Origin of the sequence: Natronocalculus amylovorans (genome assembly GCF_023638035.1) — an archaeon.
In the GTDB taxonomy this organism is placed as follows: Archaea; Halobacteriota; Halobacteria; order Halobacteriales; family Haloferacaceae; genus Natronocalculus; species Natronocalculus amylovorans.
In genome coordinates, this window is the sequence record NZ_JAKRVX010000005.1 from 132,290 (window position 1) to 155,629 (window position 23,340).

At 48.4% G+C, this 23,340-nt stretch carries 16 protein-coding genes and 4 pseudogenes; 13 read left to right on the forward strand and 7 right to left on the reverse strand.

Annotation, left to right across the window (positions count from 1 at the left end; all coding sequences use genetic code 11):
• The first annotated feature begins 33 nt into the window (after positions 1 to 33).
• From AArcSt2_RS12590 to AArcSt2_RS12610, 5 genes are read left to right on the forward strand one after another with little or no spacing between them, the layout of a single operon-like run.
• A complete protein-coding gene (locus AArcSt2_RS12590; RefSeq protein ID WP_250585132.1) occupies positions 34 to 3,477 on the forward strand; it encodes a DEAD/DEAH box helicase family protein in 3,444 nt (1,147 codons plus the stop codon).
• A gap of 58 nt (positions 3,478 to 3,535) precedes the next feature.
• Positions 3,536 to 3,994, forward strand: a complete 459-nt coding sequence (locus AArcSt2_RS12595) for a DUF6884 domain-containing protein (protein ID WP_250585134.1) — start codon at positions 3,536 to 3,538, stop codon at positions 3,992 to 3,994.
• Complete coding sequence (locus tag AArcSt2_RS12600; protein ID WP_250585136.1) at positions 3,994 to 5,238, forward strand: tRNA-guanine transglycosylase; 1,245 nt, start codon at positions 3,994 to 3,996, stop codon at positions 5,236 to 5,238. Before AArcSt2_RS12595 ends, AArcSt2_RS12600 begins: the two co-directional genes overlap by 1 nt.
• A gap of 2 nt (positions 5,239 to 5,240) precedes the next feature.
• A complete protein-coding gene (locus AArcSt2_RS12605) occupies positions 5,241 to 6,800 on the forward strand; it encodes an ATP-binding protein (RefSeq protein WP_250585138.1) in 1,560 nt (519 codons plus the stop codon).
• Positions 6,801 to 6,858: 58 nt separating this feature from the next.
• Complete coding sequence (locus AArcSt2_RS12610; RefSeq protein ID WP_250585140.1) at positions 6,859 to 8,883, forward strand: tRNA-guanine transglycosylase; 2,025 nt, start codon at positions 6,859 to 6,861, stop codon at positions 8,881 to 8,883.
• 42 nt (positions 8,884 to 8,925) lie between these two features.
• Here AArcSt2_RS12610 and AArcSt2_RS12615 read toward each other — a convergent pair whose 3' ends face one another.
• Positions 8,926 to 9,396 carry a hypothetical protein gene (locus AArcSt2_RS12615; protein ID WP_250585142.1) on the reverse strand — a complete coding sequence of 157 codons (471 nt, stop codon included), beginning with the start codon at positions 9,394 to 9,396 and terminating at the stop codon, positions 8,926 to 8,928.
• A gap of 854 nt (positions 9,397 to 10,250) precedes the next feature.
• Here AArcSt2_RS12615 and AArcSt2_RS12620 point away from each other — a divergent pair.
• Positions 10,251 to 11,456, forward strand: coding sequence for a homing endonuclease associated repeat-containing protein (locus tag AArcSt2_RS12620; protein ID WP_250585144.1), 1,206 nt, complete (start codon positions 10,251 to 10,253; stop codon positions 11,454 to 11,456).
• 126 nt (positions 11,457 to 11,582) lie between these two features.
• Here the strand turns inward: AArcSt2_RS12620 and AArcSt2_RS12625 are convergent.
• Positions 11,583 to 11,873 (reverse strand): annotated as a pseudogene (locus tag AArcSt2_RS12625) (hypothetical protein); the annotation flags it as partial.
• A gap of 153 nt (positions 11,874 to 12,026) precedes the next feature.
• On the opposite strand from AArcSt2_RS12625, the gene AArcSt2_RS12630 reads away from it, so the two are divergent.
• Positions 12,027 to 13,886 (forward strand): DUF2075 domain-containing protein, encoded by a 1,860-nt coding sequence (locus tag AArcSt2_RS12630; protein WP_250585146.1) that lies wholly within the window; start codon positions 12,027 to 12,029, stop codon positions 13,884 to 13,886.
• A gap of 229 nt (positions 13,887 to 14,115) precedes the next feature.
• On the opposite strand, the pseudogene AArcSt2_RS16845 reads toward AArcSt2_RS12630, so the two are convergent.
• Positions 14,116 to 14,331, reverse strand: a pseudogene (locus tag AArcSt2_RS16845) (DUF8008 family protein); the annotation flags it as partial.
• 54 nt (positions 14,332 to 14,385) lie between these two features.
• Between AArcSt2_RS16845 and AArcSt2_RS12635 the strand changes: the two are divergent.
• Positions 14,386 to 14,961 (forward strand): DUF7342 family protein, encoded by a 576-nt coding sequence (locus tag AArcSt2_RS12635; RefSeq protein ID WP_174654767.1) that lies wholly within the window; start codon positions 14,386 to 14,388, stop codon positions 14,959 to 14,961.
• A complete protein-coding gene (locus AArcSt2_RS12640; RefSeq protein WP_174654768.1) occupies positions 14,958 to 15,410 on the forward strand; it encodes a toxin-antitoxin system TumE family protein in 453 nt (150 codons plus the stop codon). The genes AArcSt2_RS12635 and AArcSt2_RS12640 overlap by 4 nt, the downstream gene beginning before the upstream one ends.
• Positions 15,411 to 15,754: 344 nt before the next feature.
• Here AArcSt2_RS12640 and AArcSt2_RS12645 read toward each other — a convergent pair whose 3' ends face one another.
• Positions 15,755 to 16,291 carry a hypothetical protein gene (locus AArcSt2_RS12645; RefSeq protein ID WP_250585148.1) on the reverse strand — a complete coding sequence of 179 codons (537 nt, stop codon included), beginning with the start codon at positions 16,289 to 16,291 and terminating at the stop codon, positions 15,755 to 15,757.
• 708 nt (positions 16,292 to 16,999) lie between these two features.
• Between AArcSt2_RS12645 and AArcSt2_RS12650 the strand changes: the two genes are divergently transcribed.
• Positions 17,000 to 17,419: a hypothetical protein gene (locus AArcSt2_RS12650; RefSeq protein WP_174654770.1), complete on the forward strand. Its 420-nt coding sequence runs from the start codon at positions 17,000 to 17,002 to the stop codon at positions 17,417 to 17,419.
• A gap of 78 nt (positions 17,420 to 17,497) precedes the next feature.
• Here the strand turns inward: AArcSt2_RS12650 and AArcSt2_RS12655 are convergent.
• From AArcSt2_RS12655 to AArcSt2_RS12665, 3 genes and pseudogenes are all read right to left on the reverse strand, one after another.
• Positions 17,498 to 17,839, reverse strand: a pseudogene (locus tag AArcSt2_RS12655) (zinc ribbon domain-containing protein); the annotation flags it as partial.
• Between the two features lie 46 nt (positions 17,840 to 17,885).
• Positions 17,886 to 18,323 (reverse strand): PIN domain-containing protein, encoded by a 438-nt coding sequence (locus AArcSt2_RS12660; RefSeq protein ID WP_250585150.1) that lies wholly within the window; start codon positions 18,321 to 18,323, stop codon positions 17,886 to 17,888.
• The gene (locus AArcSt2_RS12665) at positions 18,320 to 18,625 is read right to left on the reverse strand and encodes an AbrB/MazE/SpoVT family DNA-binding domain-containing protein (RefSeq protein ID WP_174654772.1); all 306 of its coding nucleotides are present in this window, start codon (positions 18,623 to 18,625) and stop codon (positions 18,320 to 18,322) included. Before AArcSt2_RS12665 ends, AArcSt2_RS12660 begins: the two co-directional genes overlap by 4 nt.
• Positions 18,626 to 19,161: 536 nt before the next feature.
• Here AArcSt2_RS12665 and fmdA point away from each other — a divergent pair.
• The 3 genes and pseudogenes from fmdA (at position 19,162) to AArcSt2_RS12680 (ending at position 23,280) form a co-directional block, all read left to right on the forward strand.
• The gene (gene fmdA / locus AArcSt2_RS12670; protein WP_250585152.1) at positions 19,162 to 20,436 is read left to right on the forward strand and encodes a formamidase; all 1,275 of its coding nucleotides are present in this window, start codon (positions 19,162 to 19,164) and stop codon (positions 20,434 to 20,436) included.
• Between the two features lie 25 nt (positions 20,437 to 20,461).
• Positions 20,462 to 22,120 carry a TCP-1/cpn60 chaperonin family protein gene (locus tag AArcSt2_RS12675; protein WP_250585154.1) on the forward strand — a complete coding sequence of 553 codons (1,659 nt, stop codon included), beginning with the start codon at positions 20,462 to 20,464 and terminating at the stop codon, positions 22,118 to 22,120.
• Between the two features lie 426 nt (positions 22,121 to 22,546).
• Positions 22,547 to 23,280 (forward strand): annotated as a pseudogene (locus tag AArcSt2_RS12680) (IS6 family transposase).
• The last annotated feature ends 60 nt before the right edge of the window (positions 23,281 to 23,340 follow it).

Genomic DNA, 23,340 nt, shown 5'->3' on the forward strand with positions numbered 1-23,340 from the left:
ATCATATCCTCTTAGGTAAACAATTGATAGATAATGTCACCCGACCCATTTCGCGATCTAGTCGATAAGCGTACAAAATATTCGGATGTCTCGGAGCAGTTCTACGAAGAGCGACTCGACCGTTCTGATCTCTCTACTGCCGACTGGCCCAGCCAGATCGACCGAGCTGCGACTGACTTGTTGTATGGTGTTGCAATCGGACGGACCGACAGCTTTGATCACGGTGGGACTATCGGGAAGATGGATTTTGGTCGCGCAACTGGGGAATACTATGTTGACGGCCTCATCTATCTTGTCGGTGAACACTCTGATCTCCCATCGCTGATTTCGACGCACAAGACCACTGCAATCGGAGAGTTCGCATTTGCACTCTCAAAGCTACGGTATGACCTTGCAAACGATGTCGACAGTGGGATCTGTGATGTCGACCGAGCGATTGAATCTATCGTTGAGAAACTCGCCACACAGGGAATCACCGCAAGTACTGGTCGACAACCTCTACACAATCCCGAGGCAGTCGTCGACATTGTTCACCAGCTTTTTTCAGATCCATCTGCCAGCGAGTACGCCGATGGACTACTAGAATCGCTCAACAAGGTTAGTCAGCGGAATGGTGGCGTCGACTTGATGGCGTATCTTGATATGCCGCAGATGGTAACGCCGTTGTGGGATCACCAACAGACAGCACTCGCTAACTGGTGCAAAGCGGGGTATGCTGGCTACGTCAATATGGCGACTGCGACGGGAAAAACGGTTCTCGGGCTTGCTGCTATTGCTCATCTCTTCGGTGAGTTGCATCCGCACGATGCCAACGAGCTGCCAGACGGTGGCACTACCGACACCGATGTATCGATTTTGGTTGTTGCTGGCCAGGAGCTTCTGTTGGAGCAGTGGCAAAGTGAGTTCGACGAACACTTGAATATTCCACGAGACCGGACTCGATCTGGCGAAGAACGGACCATCGAGTTAACGTGGGGTTCAGTCGATTTTCGCACTGCACAGGGTCTGCTGGGTGCGGATGTGATCAGTGGCTACGACCTCGTAATTCTTGATGAAGCCCATCGATACCGAAGCCGTGGTAGCGACGGGCGGAGCTGGCGAAATCTGTTTGACTCACTGACTGCGCGTTCGGATGCACTGCTTGCGATGTCTGGTTCGATTGATCAAGACTGGATCGGTGATACGAATGCCAAAGAAGCACTCGAAGAGAACCTTACCGAGTGTGCAAAATTCAGTATTTCGGACGCGCGTGAGGCAAACGTTATCGCCGACTTCAGTTGGGAGGTGCTGTATGCGGCCAGTGCGGATGATGAGACGCTTTCGGGCGTCGCAGAGTCGACCGAACCACTTGACGAGGTCTATGACCGGACGAATCACAAGTTCCTCACCGGAGAGCTAAAACAGCGGCCCGATGATTTTCCAGAAACCTTCGAAACGCTTCGGGATCTCAGATCATTCGCGCAATCAAACGATGGTTCGCAGGCACGAGGACAGTCCGAAGTATTCGATAGGCTTGCTACTGCTGCCTTCTCCCGTCGACCACGACGCTGGCAGCTTCACCCTCCCCGAGAAACGATTCGACAGTTAGTATTGCGACACGCTGAAGACTCAAAGCGTATCGTGCTCGTCCAAAGCTACCAGCAAGCCGAACACGTCGCGGAGATGCTCCGGGCTGAACTTGGCGATAAAGTAGTCGAGATCCAGAACGGCGACACAACGTCTCAGACTGAGCAGATAGATCGGTTCAAAACACAAGACGGAGGCGTTATTGTTGGTCCCGGAGACGTAATCGGTGTCGGTGTTGATATTCCGGATGCCGATGTCGCAATCAATCTAGCGAAAGGTGGTGTGAACGCATCGCTTATTCAGCGAATAGGGCGTGTACTCAGAAACCCAACCGGAGACGGACGATCTCACTTCTATCAGGTTGTCACACTACCGAAGACACCTGCAGCCCGGCTCGCTGGCGAGGATGGGAGGCGTCTGCTTCGGCGGGCCGCAGAGTTCCGTGCACTTGGCTCTCGTTTTCGAGAACTACCTGGCTTCGGGGCTCCTGACGATACGAGTGCCTCAATACTCGCGGAGTTAGAAATCGCTGGTTCGCTCGCCACGAGTGCTGATCACCGTACCGTCGAGGAAATGGTTGCTGACGATGTTGCTCAAGAATGGCTTCATGAACTGCTCGATGCAGTGTCCAATCGTGACCAGGCTACCGATCCAGTGCTCCCCGATGTTTGGGTCGGTGAGACAGTCGACCCATCGGTTGAACCGATTAAGACCGCACTCAAATCGAGAGCACAGCGTCGGAATGGAGGCGATGATTCAAATGAACGCAGATCCAATGCTAACGATTCAGAAGCCAACACAGACGCTGACCGAATAACAATTTCTGTCACAGTTGATAATGAGGAACAGAACCGATTAGGAAATGCCTCAGTAGAACTCTCAACGACGGAATCTCAGTGGATCAGCGAAACAACCACTGATGGGAGTCATAGATTCGAGATTCCAAAACACAGTCGACAGTTCACTGTATCGGTCACTGCCCCAGGATATGAATCATATGAGTTGATGTCTCTCCTCAATGGAAAGAGTGGACCAATCGAAGTTGATGTAGAGTTACAGCGAAGCCAAACGTCTCTAGAGGGGACATCTACAAACGAGGCTGAGACAACAACTGAAGCAACCATTGGATCTGATAGTATCTCAGCTGAAAAAGGAGAGTTATCGGCAGATGGTACGGAAAATCAAACAGACAAATCAACGGCTGACATCGAAATTGACGAACCAGAACGTACAACGTCCACTTCGACTGACACAGACGGCCAAGCTACCATCTCACCAGCAGAGCTCACAGAGCTGTATGAGGTGTTCCGGTCACTCAGTACCACTATCGGCGCGCTGATTACCGAATCTGCTGTCGAGGAGGGCCCGATGGTTGACTGGCATGAGGCTCTTCGGAGCTTCTTAGAATCAGGATGTGATGGATGGGAAGCAGGCTATGGACCACAGCAGGCCGACCGCTCACCCATCACTGCACAGACATATCGCGAGCAGTTCGGTGATGGTGACCGAGTCACTACATACCAAGAGATTACCACCGTTGAGCCGGACACATTTGTTAAAGAAATGTGTCAGGTTTTGGGCGGCGTGAGTGACGTAACTGTTCCAGTAGCCCCGTCAGAAGAAACACCAGTTCCAATTGTAGTTGAGTCAGCAGCCGACCTCAGAAGGGCCCAGTCACTGCTGGCAACGTTCCCTGAAACGCCAAGAGCTGGTGGCCAGCCAGCATCCAACGAAGAAGATGAACCAGGCCTGACAAGCGTCAGTGGCGTTACCGAAGCCGATGCAGAGGTTCTCAGGGAAGCCGGGTTCGAAACTGTTGCAGACCTTCGAGAAGCCCCTTACGAAGCAATTTCTGAGCTAGCTGCAATACCTGATCATCTTGCACTTCGGATTAAGGCAGATGTCGAATAAGCCATTCACTCGCCGAATAGGACAAACCTTTTGCCTTAGCGTGATCGATACGGTTCTAATGCCGTCACTCCTCGTTCAGTCCTGTTCAGCAACTAAAAATCAGGTCACCAAGCCGACTCCGGCAATTGAGGTCTATGATGGATATTTTTTCAGAATCATCAAAAAGGCTATGAGAGAAGGAAAGTTTCGGTCTGACCTCGATTTCTGTATTCTGTCAGCCGAGCATGGAATTCTCGACCCTGAAGACGAAATAACGACGTATGATCGGCGCATGACGGCAGAGCGTGCTGCTGAGTTGTGTGGACCCGTTTCGAGTGAACTTCAGTCCCGTCATGAAAACAGTGACTACGAGACAATCATCCTCAACCTCGGCAACGTATACGAAATGGCTGTTGATGGGCTGTCCGAGGAGGAAACTGTACACGTCAAATCAATCGACGGAGATGGAATCGGATTCAAAGGTCGACAGCTCAAGACGTTGATTCGGTCAGATAGTTTGGTGGAGGAGGCAGTCTGATGGCTCACTCTCAAACACGCCAACGTGATACGGATTTCTTTGAGATTGTTGAGAAATCAGGCGACGCGCGAAGCGGCGTGTTACGTGTTAATGGGACGGAGTTGGAGACACCAAATCTGCTGCCAGTAGTGAATTTCTATGGCGGAGGAACGTCAGAAAGTCTGTACGGGGGCGGCATTCACAGGACAATAAAAGAGTTCATCAATGGTAACGAAGCTGTTAATGGAGCGGATTTCAGCCAGTATTTTGATGGTGTCATGACGTCTGTCTCCTCGCTCACAGATTACGGAATCAACCGAGAGCGGTATGAGGATTATATCGCTGAACCAATCAAAGAACGAGAGGTGTTAGATTTTAACGGCACACTGTTCGTCGACTCTGGTGGCTTCAAATTTCTTGGTGACCGGAAACTCGATGGGAGTGATTTCGAGGTAGAAGCCAATCAGAAGTCCATATTCGAGATTCAATCAAAACTGGGTGGCGATATCATGGTAAACCTTGACCGGCCAATCTCACCCGATGATGGATACCAAGAGCGCGTTGAAAAAGCTCGACTAACTGCTGAGAACGTCGATACTTTTCTCAATCTTACAGACGGGAGTTCACAGATACGATATCTAACGCTCCACGGCTACAACTATTCGATGCTGGACACGTTTCTCACCGAGATTGAGGCCGTTATTGGTCGTGATCGAGTCCATTGCGAGTTCGACGGCGTTGCACTCGGTGGACTTGTTCCAATAAAAGATAGCAAGGAAAAACTGATCACTGCTGTTAGTGATTGTCGAGATGTTCTCAACGACTGGGGATTCAAAGATCTCCCGCTTCACGTGCTCGGAATCTCATCGAGTTCGATTCCACTACTAGCAGCTGTCGGGGCGGATACATTTGATTCATCCTCATATCTCCAGAGTGCAATCAACGGAAAGTACAGTACGTCCCTGCTTAGCGCAGTCCGAGTCGACGATGCGGATTTTTCAGAATGTGACTGTCCAGTTTGTTCTGATCCGATACTTGTAAGCCGAATGCAAGGTGACGTAAAGTATCAAAAAGATAAACTCGGTGCCGTAGCAGTGCACAACCTAATAATACAAAAACGAGAGGTTGAAAAGGTACGCGACGCGATTCAGTCACCTAGTTCCGATGCATTGATCAATTACATTGAACAGTCACTTGGTAGAGATAAGTCGATGCAACAGCACGCACACCGAGTTGTGAACGAATCACTTGGAGGGTATTTTTAATCATGCCTACGACAAAAACACCGAAAGTAAACGAAGTCAACGAATTTCTAGAGATTGCAAGCGATTTTGAGGACCCACTCGAGCTCATCCGTGAGTCACTGTCCAACAGTCATGATGCAAATTCAACTGAAGTGGAAATAACTGTTCGTGATCGACCACTTGGTTCTGAAATCATCATTGAGGACGATGGTGACGGGATGGACCACGGGGACTTAGAATCTTTTTTTGATCTAGGAAACTCAACGAAGCGGGGGTTGGATGATGAGTCGATTGGATACAAAGGCCACGGGACTAAAATTTTTTATAAAAGTGAAGAAGTTGTGGTCAACACAACAAAGAACGGAAGCAATCTCCGGGCCCGTATGAAAAAGCCGTGGGAGAAACTTAACAGCCGTACCATGCCAGAGTACGAAGTAACTGAAACACCAGTTAGAAACGGCAACAGCGGTACACGAATTAAAATAACGGGATTCAAATCAGGCCATGGGTTCTCTCCTGCATCACTCACTTATAACAAAATAGAACATTATCTCAAGTGGAAAACACTAGCCGGGTCAACAGCACACTTTTTTACTGATGATTTTCGCGAAATGGACATTACTATTCGATTGGGCGAAGAAATTGACAATTCGCAAAAGAAGCTGATCACAAATAAAAAAATAGAATTTCCACCAGAACAGCTTGAACCGGGTGATGGGCCCTTCCCAGAAGAGAGAATGTGTAAACACTATCCTCCACGAGAGCTCCTAGTTGAGACGGAAAATGGGGAACAGACGGTAGTGGAGGTAGTGGGTATGGTCGGTGGCAAAGAAGCTCGTAACGAGCTACCGACATATGGTAAACACTCTGTTCAGTTCGGTGTCTGGCTTGCGAAAGATCATATTAAAGTTGAACGGTTGAATGAGGCAATATCCCATGACAACGAGTTTTTGCACTTCTTTTTCGTTGCCAATTGTCAAGATATTGAATTATCTGCAAATCGTGAGAAGGTTCGTAACAAATCGAGTCCCGTGTATCAAGCTATTACAGAGGAGTTGACACACTATCTTTCAAAAATAACCGCTGATCCTTGGTTTCAAAAGTACCTTGACCAACGCCGGGAAGCAAGACTAGCACGGCGGGCGCAATCACAACGGTCCTCTGTGAAAGAGCGTCAACAGCAGATCCAAGAGCGCGATCAATTCTCACCTTCAAATAGCATTGAAGTTATGCTCGGGTTAGAGCGTTCAAACTGCAATGGAAGGCAACATATTACCGTCGAAGATTACGATCCAAATGCAGAGGTCAATGCACTGGTGCGCCAAAACGACTCACTGTATGCAAGTTCTATTCACCAACGATTGACTGATCATTTCGAGGCAGACAAACCTCTAGAAAGTATTGATAAAATTATTTGTTGGTCGTATGGTGACCTCGACGAACTGAGTGAGCTTGAGCGAAACGGTTACCATGGTGGTGGTATTTCGATTAATTTCGATCGAAATCTATTGACTTATCAAAACGGTTGCCATCATACCATCGACATTGTTTCAGTCCAAGATCGATTTTCATCAATAAATTAACACTAATAATACGTAACGAGCGAATTTATGACCTCGTGCCTCAAAAAATGGGCAAATAATGGCTTCGTTTGAATCTGAATGTTCTGACGGCTACGGAAATGCACGTCTGGGAACACTTCAGACGTCTCATGGAGATGTGGAGACTCCTGCGTTTTTTCCAGTAGTCAATTTTATTGGCGGACCAAATCAGAAGTCTGGAGGTATTTGGAGTCGTCTTCGAAATCACCTTTTTGATGAGCCAGAGTTTCAAGGGGCGATGTTTCAGGCGATGAGCTTTTTGGATTTTAATATATCACCTAATAAGCTTAATTTCTGGCGATCGCAGCCTCTGCATGACCATTTTACAGGACACGATCGTGCTAAAGGGGACGTTGATGATCCGCCTGCAAGCTTTACAAAGCCTCTCTTTGTTGACTCAGGGGGATTCAAATTGTTGAATTCAGACACGTTTGGAGACAAGCCAGAAGATGGTGGTGACAGCAACGATTGGTCAATATATACTAACCCAGAGAGTATTCTCAATTTACAACTCGATTATGGCGCAGATATTATTGCCACACTTGATTATCCAATCCCCCCAAATCTGAATGATGAGGAAACTACACAGCGGATGGAAGACAGTATTGAGAGTGCAATTCGCTGTTTAGAACTCTTAGAAGACAAAGAGGACCCACCTGCAGTTTATGTGGCTATTCACGGTCACGACTATGAAACAATTAATTGGTACGTTGGGACCTTTTTAGACCGTACAAAACACTTAGAGAAATCGTTCGAAGGGTTCGCGGTCGGATCTCTAGTTCCGTTACGGACAAACATCGGAACTCTTGTTGATATTGTACAAGGTGCAAAAGATGCAATTCCAGAGAATCGTGTCGATGACCTTGGACTCCATTTGTTTGGAATCAGTGGTAAGTTCACGGCTCTCCTTGCATTGCTTGGTGCAGACTCTTTTGATTCTTCAACCTATATGCGTGCCGCTCAGTTCAAGAAATTTATCAATATGGAAATTGGTGTCACTGACCGTGCAACAGTTCGGAATCCGAATGTATTAGACCATGACCTCAGTGACTTCGGTGTAGATATCGAGCAATCAGACGAAACCCGCAGGGAGACTAATTGGTCGAAATTTACAGCTGACAAATTGCCAGACGATTGGGGATGTGAGTGCCCTGCATGCTCGAAATTAGGTGATATTGGATTTGAACAAATGCAACAAACTCTCTATGAAAGCGATTCATACGACGAAAGTGGTTCATATATGAAAAGTGACTTTTATGCACTTATTGGGTATCATAATTTCCACGTCTACCAAAAAGAAATGAATTATGTACGAAGTTTAATCAAACAGGGAGATGGTAAACTCCTCGAATACGTTGCAAAAATGGCACGAAATGATGTAGAAAATGTTCGAGAAGGATTAAAGAAAGCAACTATCAGAGATACTGACCTAGCCAAACAATTGAAAGAGCTTGGTTACAACCGATTGGTAGCGACAAAAAAAGAGGGAGAACAAAAGCGACTAGATGTCGACACACCAATCGAAACTCAAGAAATCTCTTTAGAATATACCCCGGAAGATTTCAACATTCTTGAGCGTGACGACTATTCACCTGCCAATAAAAAGGTACTACTATTACTACCATGCAGTCAAGCAAAGCCGTATTCAAAATCACGTACCCATCGCGTCGTTGCAGACGTAACTAGAACATGGCATGATGAGATACATAAGGTTTCCATCTCTGGCATGTATGGTCCTGTTCCGCAGCAATTTGAGAACCTATCACAGGTCAGATCTTATGAATATGTATTAACTAATGTGGAATCAGACCGTCAGGATCTTGTTGTCGATCGACTCGTAGCATATCTTGAACAATACGGAAATGAATTTGACACAATTGTAGGCTATGCGACTAGTAGGACATATCGGTCAGTTATTTCTCGTGCGCTTGACTCATATGGTGATGGTATCGTCTTCCCTAGAGAGCCAGAAATGAGGTCCTTGACAGAACATTTTCGAGCCACAAACCTACAAGAATTATCTAATTACCTTAACGAAGAGTTTTCCAGGAAAAATGACAAATAAATCCATAAATTCAAATAATACAAAATAACTTCAGAGACTCTACTACTGTTCAATTTCATTACAGACTGATGTGAGGGCTTCATCAGCAGCCTCTTTCCAGTGCACTGGCCACTCTTCACCTCGTTTTGGCGGATCAAAGGGAAATTCGATCGAACGATACGATAGCCGGTTAAATGTCTTTGCTGCCATTTCACCAACAAATTCAGCATTTTTTCGTTTAGAACTGTAGTCCCCTCGACTAGTCTTATAATACTTGGTGAAGATATGGAATACAGTAACATATTTTGCATCAATATTGCCTGTGTTGAAGTGGCGAAACAGTTTAGCAGCATTATCTGCGGGATCCGCACGCCTCCATTCTAGTTCTATCAAATAGAGCTGGTTATTGCCAATGCCTGCAAGGTCTACTGGCGTTCCTGAGATTTTATACTCTGTTTCCCAAACTTGATTTGTGTAATTTTCAGACAGAAAATCACAGAAATATTCTTGAACCGTTGTTGCAAACCTCCCCATAAAAATACCAAAGAATCTGGGTTTAAATAATAATTGATTGGTTTATATACTATTATTTAATCAAAAATCACACTTCAATTTAAAACAGTTGCTAACAATCACCAATAACTCTCAAATAAGCAAGATTCGGTTCTGTTGAAATACTTAAAAACTGATAAGAGCTGCGTGTTGAATGCAGGGCGCGAGTCTTGCAACGGGCACTGGTTGAGTGAGGACGCTTGTGATCTCTCTTTACAGAAACCTATTGTACGTCTCTGATAGAGCCAGTGGAGCAGTTTCGAGCTCAGAAGGCTCAGTACGCGAGGGCAATTACGACCCTGATAATTGATCCACTGCCATCCTATTCACTACAAGAACCCGCAATCGATTGCTGCCAGTCCGCACTAAAGCAGTTAGCGAGCCAAATCAAGATTCTGCAGGCATCTGAATTAGAAAGTAAATTGCAGAAGCTGTTGGAGCATGTTGTCGATCAGTCGCCGGATTGATGACTCAGGTATCATTTTTGAATTCTTAATTTTAGACTTGTGAAGTCTGTTGAGTCCTTATGACCGCCGGTTGGGCAAGTTCGACGATAGTTCCCAGTCTGTCAAAGTTTGGTCGAGTCTCCGTTCAAAAAACAACACGGGGAGAGTACAAAGATGATTGAGGATGGAGTAGCGGCGGTTCATCACCGCCATACAGCCACCGTCGCTATGGCTCGGTTAGACGTGAGTTCCCGTGAAGTGTCAGCATCCATGGCCGCAGACTTGAGCCTTCTACCACTCGGGGTTCGTCCGGAAAACTATAATCATAGAGACATCTAATTTGAGGTTGAGAATGGGTCACAAAAGATATTGTCAGCCAAGACGCCTCCAATGACTGAGGTGACACCTTGCCCAGTGCTTGGGTGTTCATTCGAGGCACCGATTAACGAAGTCATCACCCACGTAGAAGGTTCCTCTTGCGTGGATCATGCATGGAAATCACTCGGGTACAAGAACAGTGATGAGTTCCGGGGTGAAGCACATCATCTGGTGGGTAAAGAGTTGGAGGAATTGGGAGAGAAAAGCCGTAGCGTTGGCAGCTTCGAAACTGCGATCAAGAGTTTTGAACGTGCTAATTGGCATTACCAACAGGCGAGGTTAATTTCGCCTGTTCACAAGTTGTCTCTCGATAACAAGTACAGAGATGTTCTCTCTACGATCTCTGAAGTCGAACAGGAGAAGCAAACTCAGGAAGTAGACGACCTTCTTGATGAGGCAGAACTCATTGCAGAAGAAGCATACTCAACACATCTTGAGGTTGATCCGAATTTAATATCTAAGGCGTACAGACAATCCATCGGAACACTTGAACGAGCGCTCATGAAAGCGGAGACGGACGTACCTGAACGCATACCCGAAATTAAACGTCGGCTCCAGCGAGTTTATTTACTTCAAAGAAGTCAAAAACTCTCTGGCGGACTTAGAGAATTCAGAGAACTTGTCAGTTTAGCTCGTGAACACGTCTCTGAAGGGGACCGAGCATTCAAGCAGCGGAATCACGAAGCAGCTCTCAGGAAGTATACTGCTGCAAGCCAGTGCTACGAGTCAATGGGTGAGTTCTTTCACGACTTCACGTTCAATGAACCAACAGATGACCCGACAGTCTGTGACGTTTGCCATCGACAGTTTGAGCAGGAGTTACTGTACTGGACTATTGAATTTGACTCCTCTCTTCAAGTCTGCCCTTCGTGTGCGCAGTTTGGTAGTGAGGGGGTACTTCCAACACCGAAAGAAACTGAAGAAGAACACCGGATAATTATTGAGAACATTGAAAATATTTCTAAGGGAGATATCGGTGTTAATTGGACATCTGTCCCCCAGCAAGAATCGAGCTTTTCTGCTGAAAGAAGCGACAAGAATGAGAGGAACACTCAACAGATGTTGATCCAATTAACAGGTACTGTCCAACAGCTTGGACGTATTCCTACTGCAGAAGATTTAGACGAGCATACGGACTTCGGCTTTCTCGAGTATCGAGACGAATTTGGAAGTATTCCTGATGCAGTTGAAGAAACTGGATTCGAGCTCTCAAAGTAGCATACGCTGGTTACTCGAACCAATTAAATGTGAGATAGAGACTGAGGTCGCTTGTCTCTGTGACAATCAGTTGTAAAGAGCTGACACACTCCCTGCCGTAAACAGTAGTTGCTGAACCAAACGTCACTAGATATTTTCAAGCAATGAGTGTGCCCGTTGGACGTAGCTGTTCGCGCTCCAACTTCGAGAGATACTGATATCATTGAGGATGGCGCGTGCCTCAACGGGTATCAATTGCTCTGTTCGGACAAAAATCGAGAGTAGTGTCGGCGTCGTCACGAGCCACGTATCCACCAGCGAAGCGTGAATGAGACCAAGACAATTGAATTCATCACAGAGGACAAGGGCGGCGTCAATTTTGTTTGCGAGTGTTACCGCGGCATTCTCCCTATCATCAAGTGGGAACTCGGCATCTAATTAAAAACGACCATTTTACCGCAATCCAGGAGAAAGCCTCGTACTTCAGCGCGCGGAGAATGTCAACCTTAGGCGAACAATTAATCCGGTGTGGATGACACGTTAGTATGTGTCCTCTCAATGATTATTTACGAAAATACGGCGCAGGGATTCATGAATGATGTCGCTCGGAACGAGATCGCCGATCGAATTCAGTCTGGATTTCAACGGCAGGGCGTCGGTGGTGCGAGTCCCAACGAGATCCGATCGTGGAAGAACTCCCTGCAGTACATGATGAACGTTCTCTATGACTCCGAGATTCCGGACCAAACTGAGGTTGCGATCGAGTTCCAGATCCCACTAACCTCCCGGCGTGTTGATTTCATGATTTTAGGACGAGATAATGCAGGACACAAGAATCTCGGCGTGATTGAGTTAAAACAGTGGGAGGGGACAACAACAGAAGCAGTACGGAATAAAGATGGAATCATCAAAACACTACTTGGAGGCGGAATCCGTGAGACGACACATCCGAGCTATCAGGCGTGGTCATATTCAAAACTAATTGAGGATTTCAATACAAAAGTTGAGCAAGACGATATCAATCTGTGTCCGCTTGCATACCTCCATAATTTTGATACCCAGTATCGAGACCGGATTGACAATGAGACCTACAAGCCGTATACGACGCGAGCACCAGTATTTCTTCGACAGGACGTAGGGAGCCTCTCGACATATCTTGAATCGAAAATTCAAGCTCATGAGAGTGAGACATCAATTCGAGATGTAGCGAGCGCGGAATTGAGACCAAATCGCAAGTTGCAGGATTCGTTGGGCGAGATGCTGGAATCGAACGATGAGTTCACACTCATTGATTCGCAAAAAGTCGTCTTTGAACGTGCTGTCGAACTCGCCGAACAAGCCAATACTACCGACACAAAAAACGTGCTGATTGTTGAGGGTGGTCCCGGAACCGGGAAGACAGTCGTCGCAATAAACATTCTTGCTGAACTGATCCAGCAAGGCCTAACCTCCCAGTACGTCTCCAAAAATCGGGCTCCACGCGAAGTCTACAAAGAGAAGCTACGTAGTGGCATGCTCGTCAAAGAGATTGATCACCTCTTCACGGGTGCTGGAAGCTATGTTTCGACCGCATCCAATCAACTGCCGGCGCTGATTGCAGATGAGGCCCATCGACTCAACGAGAAATCAAACTTCTTTGGAAAGGGAGAAAATCAGATCATGGAGATCATCAATGCAGCGCAGTTTTCCGCGTTCTTCATTGATGAGAAGCAACGCGTTCACATCAACGATATCGGCTCAAAACAAGAGATCAAGAAGTTTGCAGACGAGCTGGGTGCAGAACTTGAAACGCTGAAACTCGAGGCACAGTTCCGATGTAGTGGGTCAGATGGCTATATTTCGTGGGTAGATGATGTCCTAGAAATTAGAGATACAGCGAACGCTGATGGCTTCGACTTGGAGTTCGATGTGAGACTCTACGACGATCCACAACGGATGCACGACGAGATCGCACAGAAAGATGCTCAGGGGACACTCTCGCGTGTCGTTGCAGGGTACTGCTGGGAGTGGGACAAAGAAGGCAGAGACGATTCTTCGTATTACGATATTGAGATCGGCGACTACAGGAAAAGTTGGAACCGAGATGGGGGCGACCCATGGGCGATCGACGAAGGATCGATCGACGAAGTTGGGTGTATCCACACGTGTCAAGGGCTTGAATTTGATTACGCAGGTGTCATTATCGGGCCCGATCTCAAGTACAGAAACGGGCAAATCGTCACCGATCATGAAGGGCGGGCGAGCACCGATCGATCGCTATTTGGCGTCAAAAAGATGCTTCGAGAAGAGCCGGAGCAAGCGGGTAAGATCATTGATGAAGTCATCAAAAATACGTATCGGACGCTTCTGAGCCGTGGTCTCAAAGGGTGTTACATCTACTGTTGTGACGATCAACTTCGAGAGTATCTACGAGATCGACTTGCCAATATCAATGCCACCACAGAGACGTAGCTAATTGTAACATCCTCCTCACCGTGAGCGGCGTCACAAGACGCTTGCGTCTTGTTGGCCAATCAGAACACATGTGTTCTGATGACGGAGCTTCCCACAAGCGGAGGCTTGCTGGTTTGGGAGATTTACGATTTAACATCCTCGATGGAATGCTGGTATAGTTTTTGTGTAAGCTCTTAATTCCCGCTTGGGAACCTCTGGAAGCTGTTAACCATTCGTGGTGACACCCCTACCCGTGGACACCACCTGTCTTCGGCCGATCGTGTGTCTCGTCTACTGAGGGATTACCAAACTCCCCGGGAATCGAGACATCACTGGGGAAGATGATCCGTCGTTCCACATACGAGAGGCCATTCTTTCGTTCAGTCTTGCGTCTGATTGCTACTCTGTTCTTTGTGAGGGCCAACAACGCGTCGATCGTTCGTGAGACAAGTTTCGTTGCATAAACGGGATATTCCGTCCTAACAAGATTTATTACGCTATATTACCTGATGTGAGTATGGAAGAACCAGGCTCTGAGCTACTGGCTGATGCTGAGGAGCGAAGTAAATCGCCAGACTTCGACGCTCTGGTCTCGCCAGAGGAGCTTGTTCGGGGAGAACGGACACGGGACGACTTTTTTGATGCTGTTCTGGGACTCACTAGTCCAGCTACCGCCAGCGAAGTTGCTGATCTCGCAGGCCACGGTGTCGACGCTGCAAGAGAGTATCTTGAGTGGTTCGAAAGAATGGGTATTGTAAGGCAGATCACCGAATCGCCAGCCACGTACGAGCGGAACCAGTCGTACTTGAACTGGCGGCGCATCCAGACACTCCAAGATAAATATTCGCCAGCGGAGCTTGTTGAGTTCTTGAAAGCCGAGACTGTACGGGCTGAGGATTTAGCTGAGAAGTTCGACGTCGCATCACCGGACGCGGTTTCTATCTCACAGCATGCGGTAGCTACTACCCAACCGATAGAAGCGGTTTGGGAGGACGTTTCTGCGTGGAAGACGGCTCGGCGTCGAGTTGTGCTCCTTGAACGAGCGTTAGCAACCGAGTCGATCGACGCTGCTGATCAGCGAACAACAGTATGACAGGACAAGATGGGAGCAAAAGAACTCACTCGGTTTCAGGTGCTCCTGTTGATTTTGACCGCTTAGACGTCATCCGAGATCGATTTGCTACAGACGATCGATTCACACAAATAGTCGATCGACCTGAATTCGCCCCTGAACGGCTAGTTTGTGTGTACGATACACGATTTTACCCTCCAAGCGTCCAAAATGCTCAGATTGAAATCGTCTGGTTTGAGAACGGTGACTTCTCGCTTCACTACCACGAAGATTATGAACAAGAACAATTCGATCATCGATGGGACCGTCATCCATCGGGTCACAACACTCGCGACCACATCCACCCTGGTCCAAATGCACCGACACCAGGAGATGATTCATCGCATCCCAGCGATTGGCGTGACGTTCTCTCGATAGCTCTTTCCGAGATTGAAGCCCGTCAACGTGCATTTTGGGAGGAACAATGCTAATACGCCATCGTCTCGCAAGAGGAGTTCGAACGCCGATTGGAGACCTTGCTGGGCACTGATGCTGTAACGGAAAATAATAGAGAGCAACAACCCGATCGCAATCGTGTGACTGACCTGAATATTGAGGAAGAACTTGAGAACCTCGATCGAGCGTGAGGCCAACCTTAGCCGATCATTCACTAACTCTCGTTACTTAAACAATCCAAATCCGAATCAATGACTCACACGGAATCGTCGAAGACAAGGGACCAACCAAGCTCTTCCGACATCTTCATACAAAAAGGGAATCCACCGATTACCACGGCGAGGGGCGTTCGAAGTTAGCAAACACTCGCTGCGTTGGCTCACTTGGACTGTTTAACAATGTCAGTATATATAACCCCGCTTACAGCTCCGACCGGGAACGTTACCCACCACGTGAGCAGAAATGCGATATAGATGACGCCAAACGAGAAGGCTGCTGCACTCAGGGGATCGCTACCGGATAGCCCGAGAGTAGCAGTTGCTGTCAAAATAAGCATGAGGGCCAGCAGGCTACCAACGTACGTCCCAAGTGTGCCAAATATACCAGCAACAGCTCCGAAAAACGGGATCTCTGAAGGCAGGATTCGCCAAACAACCACACCGGCGACAAGCGCAGTCGGGACTACGACCGGGACCGCAAGTCCGGTGAACGCAAACCACACGACCCCGTCGTTCGACGACAACAATCCTACGGTCTCACCGACGATTGCTCCAGTAGCAAATAGAAGCGATGCGCCGAGGGCGGCACTTGCTGCTGCATAGCCTGCGCCGACGTCCGGGCGATTTGCGCCGGGAAGCCTTCCAGGTCCGTATCGAGTACAAACATGGTGGAGAGGCTCTGTGGGGAGGGACACCATACATACATTTCAACGAGTAAGTGTAAAGAATTTCCCCCGAACGAATTTGAATGACTGATACCGAAGAGAGACGCACGCTTGCGAGGGCCGATCATCGCGATATCTTGACGTCGATACGAACCGTTTGGAGGGTGATCAACCGAGAGGGGGGGATGGGGATATGTGGTATCTGTGCGCATATATCATAAGAATAATCTTATTGTTCCCAGCATCGCCCACGCTTCGATATGGACGATCCCATTCTTTATTTTGTGACTTTTTCGTGACTCCCCTCACGCCTGAAGTCGCGGGCTTGCCTCACTGAGCATAAAGAACCAGCCCCTGAACACCACCTCGATCGAGATGAGTCAAGCGAGCCTCCAAATTTTGATACCTCCGACCGAGCCTCTAACTCACGTTCAAGCTCCAGACGCCGATCGCGTTCACTAGAAAACTTCTCCTCAAGTGACTCATTCTCCTCAACAAGCGACTGAACCCGATCAGTGAACTCATTTCATTGACTCGATTCAAATAGAACCGTTGCTTAACTCCAGCGACAAGAATGTGCACCTGTTGGATCTTGAAGCCAACAGACATCCCCTGCTGACAATTTATCCGCGAACTTTAAAATATCAACCTCTAAGAGTGGTTATGATCCGACCGTTATTGAACTGGCTACCTAAATCAGACACACAAGAACATCAGGACGAATCAACCGCGTCCGACGCCATGACAGAAGATCAACGTTCCACTGCACCGCTCTACCAGCCTGCGACAAGTGCACTCCAAACTGACGGAGGAGAACACCAGTTCTTCGATCGGATCGAAGACTATCCGTACACACATTATACTGATGCGATCGGTGATGCAAAACAGTTGACCTATCGTGATCAGTATGAGGAGGCTGAAGCGCTCTTGTTGTGGTGCATTGAATTTATAGAAGCAGAATCAACGGTTAAAAGATACCGAGAGCTCCCGAAGGCGTACTACAGACGTCTTGCAACCATCTATCGAGCGCAAGACCGACAGATGGACGAGATTGCACTCATAGAGCGATACATGGCTGCAACTGACGAGATTGGTGGCACAGCAGATGCAGAACTTATCAATCGGCTTGAGACAGCCCAAGAAATGAGTCAAAACGATTGAGACAGATTGACCTCCTCCCGCGCCTAAAGTCGCGGGAATCCCACCATGGGATTTCAGGCCGAGCGCGGCCCTAAGGTTTCAAGACGCATACGTTCCAAGCGTCTCTTGCTGGGTGTCAGCATCGGCTTGGCTGTCTTGTGGGACGGTCAAACGTCCCCCTTCCTCAGCCGAGTCATCGCCACTCGTGTCTTCTCTTGAGTAGCTCTCTCCGCTGAGGTCAAGCGAATCGGAGATTCGCGTACTCGTCGAAAATCCTTGATTTTCGAGATAGCGATCTGCAATATTGAGTGCGGCGTTAACGTCTGCTTGGTACTCAGAAACCCAACACTCCGAGTTGGAACATTTGAATGTCGCCTGCTTTGGACGGTATCCCTGTTCTCCGCAACAGTGGCACGTCTTCGAGGCGTACGCGGGATTCACGTTGAGTAGGTACCTATTGTGTGATAGGCACCTATTATAAAATTGGTTATACGCCCTGTTTGCGAAATCGAACGACATCAACGTCGATCGGAAGTGTCTCGAAGTCGTCATCAGCACCGGCGATGAGCGTCGCATCCCGCTCGTGGGCGAGTGCAACGCCATGAGCGTCCGCGAACGAGATGTGACCGTCTGCTTTCACCTCGGCGGCAAGCTGCCAGCCAGCCCGTTCAATTTGAACACCCCACCGTTCAAGCGCACGGAGATCGCGATCGGCAGTTCGAAGTGAGTCTGTCGTTGGTTTGTCGTCAATACCTTCGAAGCGTGCAACGAGATAGAGTACCTCACCAGCGTTGGTCTCTGCCAGCAGTCCTTCGGCAGCCCCATCACGAACACTTCGAAGATATTCTTCGACGACATCTCGGCCTGGCTCGCCGTAGAGGTATGCGATGATTGCTTCAGTGTCAAAGACGTACCGATCGCTCATTTGTTTTCCGTGTCAGTCGGTCGAAGCCTGTCAGCACGGGCCTCTTCACGTCGGTGTTCCACATGTTTCAGTTCGCGAACTCGCTCGATCATGTCGCCACGCTTTCGATCGGTGTCGGCGTGAATCCCACCTAACTCTTCAAGTGATGGAATTGGTTCGACGACAATCCGCTCTTCTTCCTCGTAGATGAACACCTCACCGGGTGTGTCGATCCCGAACTTCTCTCGGAGCGCTTTTGGGATTGTCGCCTGTCCCTTCTGTGAGACGCGTACAACCTCTGGTTTACGAGTACTACTTAACATAATATGTTGTACTAAAACGTCTAAGTACTACTAATTATCGGTGGGGAAATATCTCAGCACATTCAATTAACCGGTGGCGAAGGGTCTGTACGCGTCGTCGACGTTATTCTCACAGTACAACAGACTGATCGATCGCGTTGAGCAGTTCGTCAATTTCGATCTTGGATCGCTTCGCTAGAATCACTTTTTCTCAATTATGTAAAACAAATACAATTATTTGAGCATTGGAAGCCGGAAGAGCACCCAGGAATGACTGAATTGGATCCAAAAGCGTGGGAAGACACGTACAGTGGACGCGAGCGTATCCGGATAAAGGCCTCACGGGAGACTATTTTTATCATTGGTTCGGTTGAAAACAGAATCTATCTCTCTTAGACTGACTTTCGGGCCAATATTTATTTTACAAAACTACTTTTTTAAACAACAAAATGATAACTTTTAACAACGAATTTTGCTTTTACTATATCTTATAACACTTTTTCTGAAATAGATTTATGACAGTGTGTGTAATTTTTTTGTGTGTAGGTTAATAATCAATGCCCGAGATTGCCTTTGAAGTTGACGTTGACAGCCCCCCGAGCGAGCAGCCGGATGCCAAACCGTTCAACCGATGGCATCCAGATATTCCAGCAGTGGTAGAAGCCGACCCCGGCGAAACGATGCGATTGGAGGCTCTTGATTGGACCGGCGGACAGATCAAAGACGATGATAACGCGAACGATGTCCGAGATGTAGACCTCAGTCAGGTTCACTATTTAGCCGGACCAGTGCACGTAAACGGTGCAGGGCCTGGAGATCTTCTCAAAGTCGAATTCCTCGATATGGGTCCACTCAATAATCGTTCAGAGTTCGGATTCACAGGCACCTTCTCCCAACAGAATGGCGGTGGATTCCTCACAGACCACTTCCCGAACGCCACAAAATCGATCTGGAACCTCGAAGGCTACACAGTGTCGTCTCGCCATATTCCAGATGTTCGCTACGAAGGAAAAATTCACCCCGGTCTTGCTGGCTGTGCGCCGAGCCAAGAGCTCCTCGAAGAGTGGAACAAACGTGAACAAGAGTTGATCGACAAACACGCTGAAGATCCGGAATCGATACCAAATCACCCAACAGGGAAAGCGGAACCTGGTGTCGCAAATCCCCCGACTCCAGAAGGAGCAATGATGGGTGAAATGGATCCCGAGGAAGCCGAAGCAGCTGCCGAAGAGGCTGCTCGTACGGTTCCACCACGTGAACATGGTGGTAACCACGACATCAAAGATCTCTCAATAGGGTCTACAGTCTATTTCCCTGTCTACGTTGAAGGTGCAAAATTTGCACTCGGAGACTTCCATGCCTCTCAGGGAGACGGCGAAATCACCTTCTGTGGGGCAATTGAGATGGCAGGGTATGCTGACGTGAAGTTCGATGTGATCAAAAACGGGATGGAAAAACACGGCGTCGACCATCCAATCTTTGAGCCAGGTCACCGAGGACCCACGTTTGAGGACTACGTCACCTTCTGTGGGTACTCGGTCACCGAAGACGGCGAACAGAAATACATCGATTCTCATATCGCCTACCGGCGTGCCTCACTGCAGGCAATCGATTACCTCAAAAAGTTCGGCTACACTGGCGAACAAGCCTACCACATTCTCGGAACCGTTCCGGTTGAAGGTAGACAGAGTGGTGTCGTTGACATTCCCAACGCCTGTTCGACACTTGCCGTTCCGAAAGGGGCCTTCGAGTTTGACATCTCTCCCAGCGGTCTCGGAGACAATAGTACAGACCGCGGTAACGTCTGCGTGACTGACAATCCACTGTCGTAACTCTCTTACCACCCGTATTTTATAAATGGCAACCACTCCCAAATCTACTGATAGCGTTGATTTTGAGCCTGTTGAGTCCGAACCGATCGAATCGGGAATTACACTCGCGGAGGCAATTCATACGACGCTTGGACCGAACGGAATGGACAAGATGCTGGTCGGCTCCAATGGCCGAGTTATTGTTACCAACAATGGATCCAGTATCCTTGAGCGGTTAGATATCACTCAACCGATTGGTAAAGTCTTGGAGAACATGGTCCAGATTCAACAGCAGGCGGTTGGTGATGGGACCACAACTTCGCTAGTGCTTATCGGAGCACTTCTATCGAACGCCCAATCGCTCAGAGAAGACGGACTCCATCCGACAACCATTATTGAAGGATATCATCAAGCCGCTATATTCGCTCAGGGGCAACTTCCGAATTACATACTTAGTCTCTCAAGTAACGGTGATAAGCGTCTCCAGAGCGTTGCGGAGACGGCTGTAACAGGTCGGTGGGACGATCAGTCGACTGAATTATTCGCTTCACGTACGGTCTTGGCCCTCCGTGCAGTCGATTTCGAACCGCATCGACTTTCGATTGATGCTTATCCTGGTGGCGAACTCAGCGAGTCTCATATTATCGATGGAATCCTTGTGGATCTCGATACGTCCTCAACAACGATCGAAGTGCTCGATTCGTATGGCTTCCAGAGTTTCAACAGACCACGTATCGCATTGGTGGGATCCGAACTCACCGTTGACACTCCCAACCGTGTCGAGAGAGCTTCGCTTACGGATCCACAACAGGTAAATGCGTTCCGAAAATATGAACAGACGGTTCGGGACACAGTCGTCCATCAGCTGCGTGCGGTAGAAACAGATATTGTTTTCTGTCAAAAATCGGTCGACAAGGAGATCCGTTCTAAGTTGGCTTCCGAAGGTATTCTCGCCGTCGAACGCACGCGGCAAGACGAGTTTGATGCCATCGCTCGGTCCACAGGGGCAACCGTTCTCCAGTCAGTCGACGAGCTGACTCAGCAGGCTATTGGCTATGCTGAATCAGTAAGACAACGACAGTTTGGATCGGCGAACGTGCTCACTATCTCTGGTCAGAACAAAGAGTCGCACGCAACGCTCTGTATGCGAGGTGGAACTCCCCATGTTTCAGATGAGATAGAACGCATCACACAGACGTGTTCGACAGTCATCCAACACGCACATAGAGATGGGTCAGTGATAGCTGGAGGTGGAGCCACAGCGATGGCGCTGGCTCAAGACCTCTTGGCGTTCGCCGATAGTGTATCCGGTAGGCAGCAACTTGCAATCAGAGAATTTGCTGACGCTCTTGAACGGGTTCCAAGGGTACTCGCAACGAATGCAGGGAACAATCCGATAGACACGCTCGCGGTTCTTCGCAACCGACACAACGACGGTAACTCTAGCGTTGGCATCAGTCGGTCTGGGACGCCACGCGATATGAGCGAAGCTGGCGTTTTAGAGCCACGTGTGGTTTTTGAACACAGCTTACGTACTGCGTTCGAAGCCGCATCGATGGTGCTCCGTATTGATTCAGTTGAAACAGCCGCCGAGTCGAAATCGGATCATCACCATTCCGACTGTCATGGGGGTTGTGATCACCATGATCACTCAGGAACGGCGCACCACTCCAGTGGCGGTTATCCGTGGGCCCTGAGTCATTGATTTGCTAGATTTCCGCTATTTGGTGGACGAGGATACGTAGAAGATGGCTGTTCGCTGCTCTGAAATCCATACTAGCGATCGTCAATGCTTCCAGTGGTAGGAGTGTAATTGCTACTCCAACAACAGGAAGGCTCAGCAGTTGGTGAGATAGCGAGAACGACTCTACATGATTTTGATATCTAGACTGAATCCTACCACAGGTTCCTATCTTTAAACAGCGAGAGAATCCCGCCGTTTACGGCGTCCTCAGAACGCAAGCGTTCTGACGGGCATCGCAAACCGAAGGTTTGCTCAACGGGCGTGAATCGCGTCACTTGACTACTCAATCCACCGCTCGATCGCAGGATGGATATTCAACGCTAATACGAATGGCACTGTCTAGATAAGCCAGTTTGAGAAGCGAGCAGTTCGTGGTTTGAGTTGTCTATGCTGTCACCAGAACTGCTCACGGAGACGTTGGATACGACAAATCTTGAATGTTGGGAGCGTGAGCGGACAGCAACACCCGTCAGGGTGTTTGCCGTCCGCCTCCACGCGACCGGTTGTTCTCTCAGAGAAACACAAGAAATTCTTCGGCTATTCGGCGTAGAACGTTCTCATCAAGCGATTTGGCAGTGGGTGCATCAAATTTCTGACGCCGTTCCCGACCCGCCTGAGGTGAAGCCGAAGCGGGTCGCGGTTGACGAGACCGCTGTCAAAATTAACGGCGAGTTGTGTTGGTTGTATACTGCAATAGACCTTGACTCAAAATTGATTCTTGACGCTGAATTGTTCGGACGGCATGGCACTGATCCAGCGGCTGCGTTTCTTTATCGCCTTGCCGAGAAACACGATCTCTCTGACGATCCCCAGAAACAGCGTTTCTGGTGTGCCCACAAGACGTTCGTCTTGTGAAGGCCGTGTTTCTCGTCGACGGCTTTGGCTATCAGACTGCCCTTGCTCGATTAGGATTACGCGGTCGCCGAAACTATACTGACAGAAACCTCATTGAAAAATGGTTTCAGACACTCAAACAACCCATCGACCGCTTCTATCACTCATGGGTGGGCAGTCGGAGAAGCGTTCGCCAATGGATTGAACAGTTTGTACATTATTATAACCATCAACGACCGCACCAATCGCTAGATAATCGAACGCCAGCTGAGGAGGTTCTTAAATAGACAGTGCCGCGCTGAGCAGTTCGTCAATTTCGATCCTTGATCGCTTCGCTAGAATCATTT

Excerpts from the sequence above, each read along its gene's own strand:
- AArcSt2_RS12675 (WP_250585154.1), top strand. The coding sequence starts at position 20,462 with ATGGCAACCACTCCCAAATCTACTGATAGCGTTGATTTTGAGCCTGTT.
- AArcSt2_RS12610 (WP_250585140.1), top strand. The coding sequence starts at position 6,859 with ATGGCTTCGTTTGAATCTGAATGTTCTGACGGCTACGGAAATGCACGT.
- AArcSt2_RS12660 (WP_250585150.1), bottom strand. The coding sequence starts at position 18,323 with ATGAGCGATCGGTACGTCTTTGACACTGAAGCAATCATCGCATACCTC.
- AArcSt2_RS12590 (WP_250585132.1), top strand. The coding sequence starts at position 34 with ATGTCACCCGACCCATTTCGCGATCTAGTCGATAAGCGTACAAAATAT.
- AArcSt2_RS12595 (WP_250585134.1), top strand. The coding sequence starts at position 3,536 with ATGCCGTCACTCCTCGTTCAGTCCTGTTCAGCAACTAAAAATCAGGTC.
- AArcSt2_RS12600 (WP_250585136.1), top strand. The coding sequence starts at position 3,994 with ATGGCTCACTCTCAAACACGCCAACGTGATACGGATTTCTTTGAGATT.
- AArcSt2_RS12605 (WP_250585138.1), top strand. The coding sequence starts at position 5,241 with ATGCCTACGACAAAAACACCGAAAGTAAACGAAGTCAACGAATTTCTA.
- AArcSt2_RS12640 (WP_174654768.1), top strand. The coding sequence starts at position 14,958 with ATGACAGGACAAGATGGGAGCAAAAGAACTCACTCGGTTTCAGGTGCT.
- AArcSt2_RS12630 (WP_250585146.1), top strand. The coding sequence starts at position 12,027 with ATGAATGATGTCGCTCGGAACGAGATCGCCGATCGAATTCAGTCTGGA.
- AArcSt2_RS12645 (WP_250585148.1), bottom strand. The coding sequence starts at position 16,291 with ATGGTGTCCCTCCCCACAGAGCCTCTCCACCATGTTTGTACTCGATAC.
- AArcSt2_RS12620 (WP_250585144.1), top strand. The coding sequence starts at position 10,251 with ATGACTGAGGTGACACCTTGCCCAGTGCTTGGGTGTTCATTCGAGGCA.
- AArcSt2_RS12615 (WP_250585142.1), bottom strand. The coding sequence starts at position 9,396 with ATGGGGAGGTTTGCAACAACGGTTCAAGAATATTTCTGTGATTTTCTG.
- AArcSt2_RS12635 (WP_174654767.1), top strand. The coding sequence starts at position 14,386 with ATGGAAGAACCAGGCTCTGAGCTACTGGCTGATGCTGAGGAGCGAAGT.
- AArcSt2_RS12650 (WP_174654770.1), top strand. The coding sequence starts at position 17,000 with ATGACAGAAGATCAACGTTCCACTGCACCGCTCTACCAGCCTGCGACA.
- AArcSt2_RS12665 (WP_174654772.1), bottom strand. The coding sequence starts at position 18,625 with ATGTTAAGTAGTACTCGTAAACCAGAGGTTGTACGCGTCTCACAGAAG.
- fmdA (WP_250585152.1), top strand. The coding sequence starts at position 19,162 with ATGCCCGAGATTGCCTTTGAAGTTGACGTTGACAGCCCCCCGAGCGAG.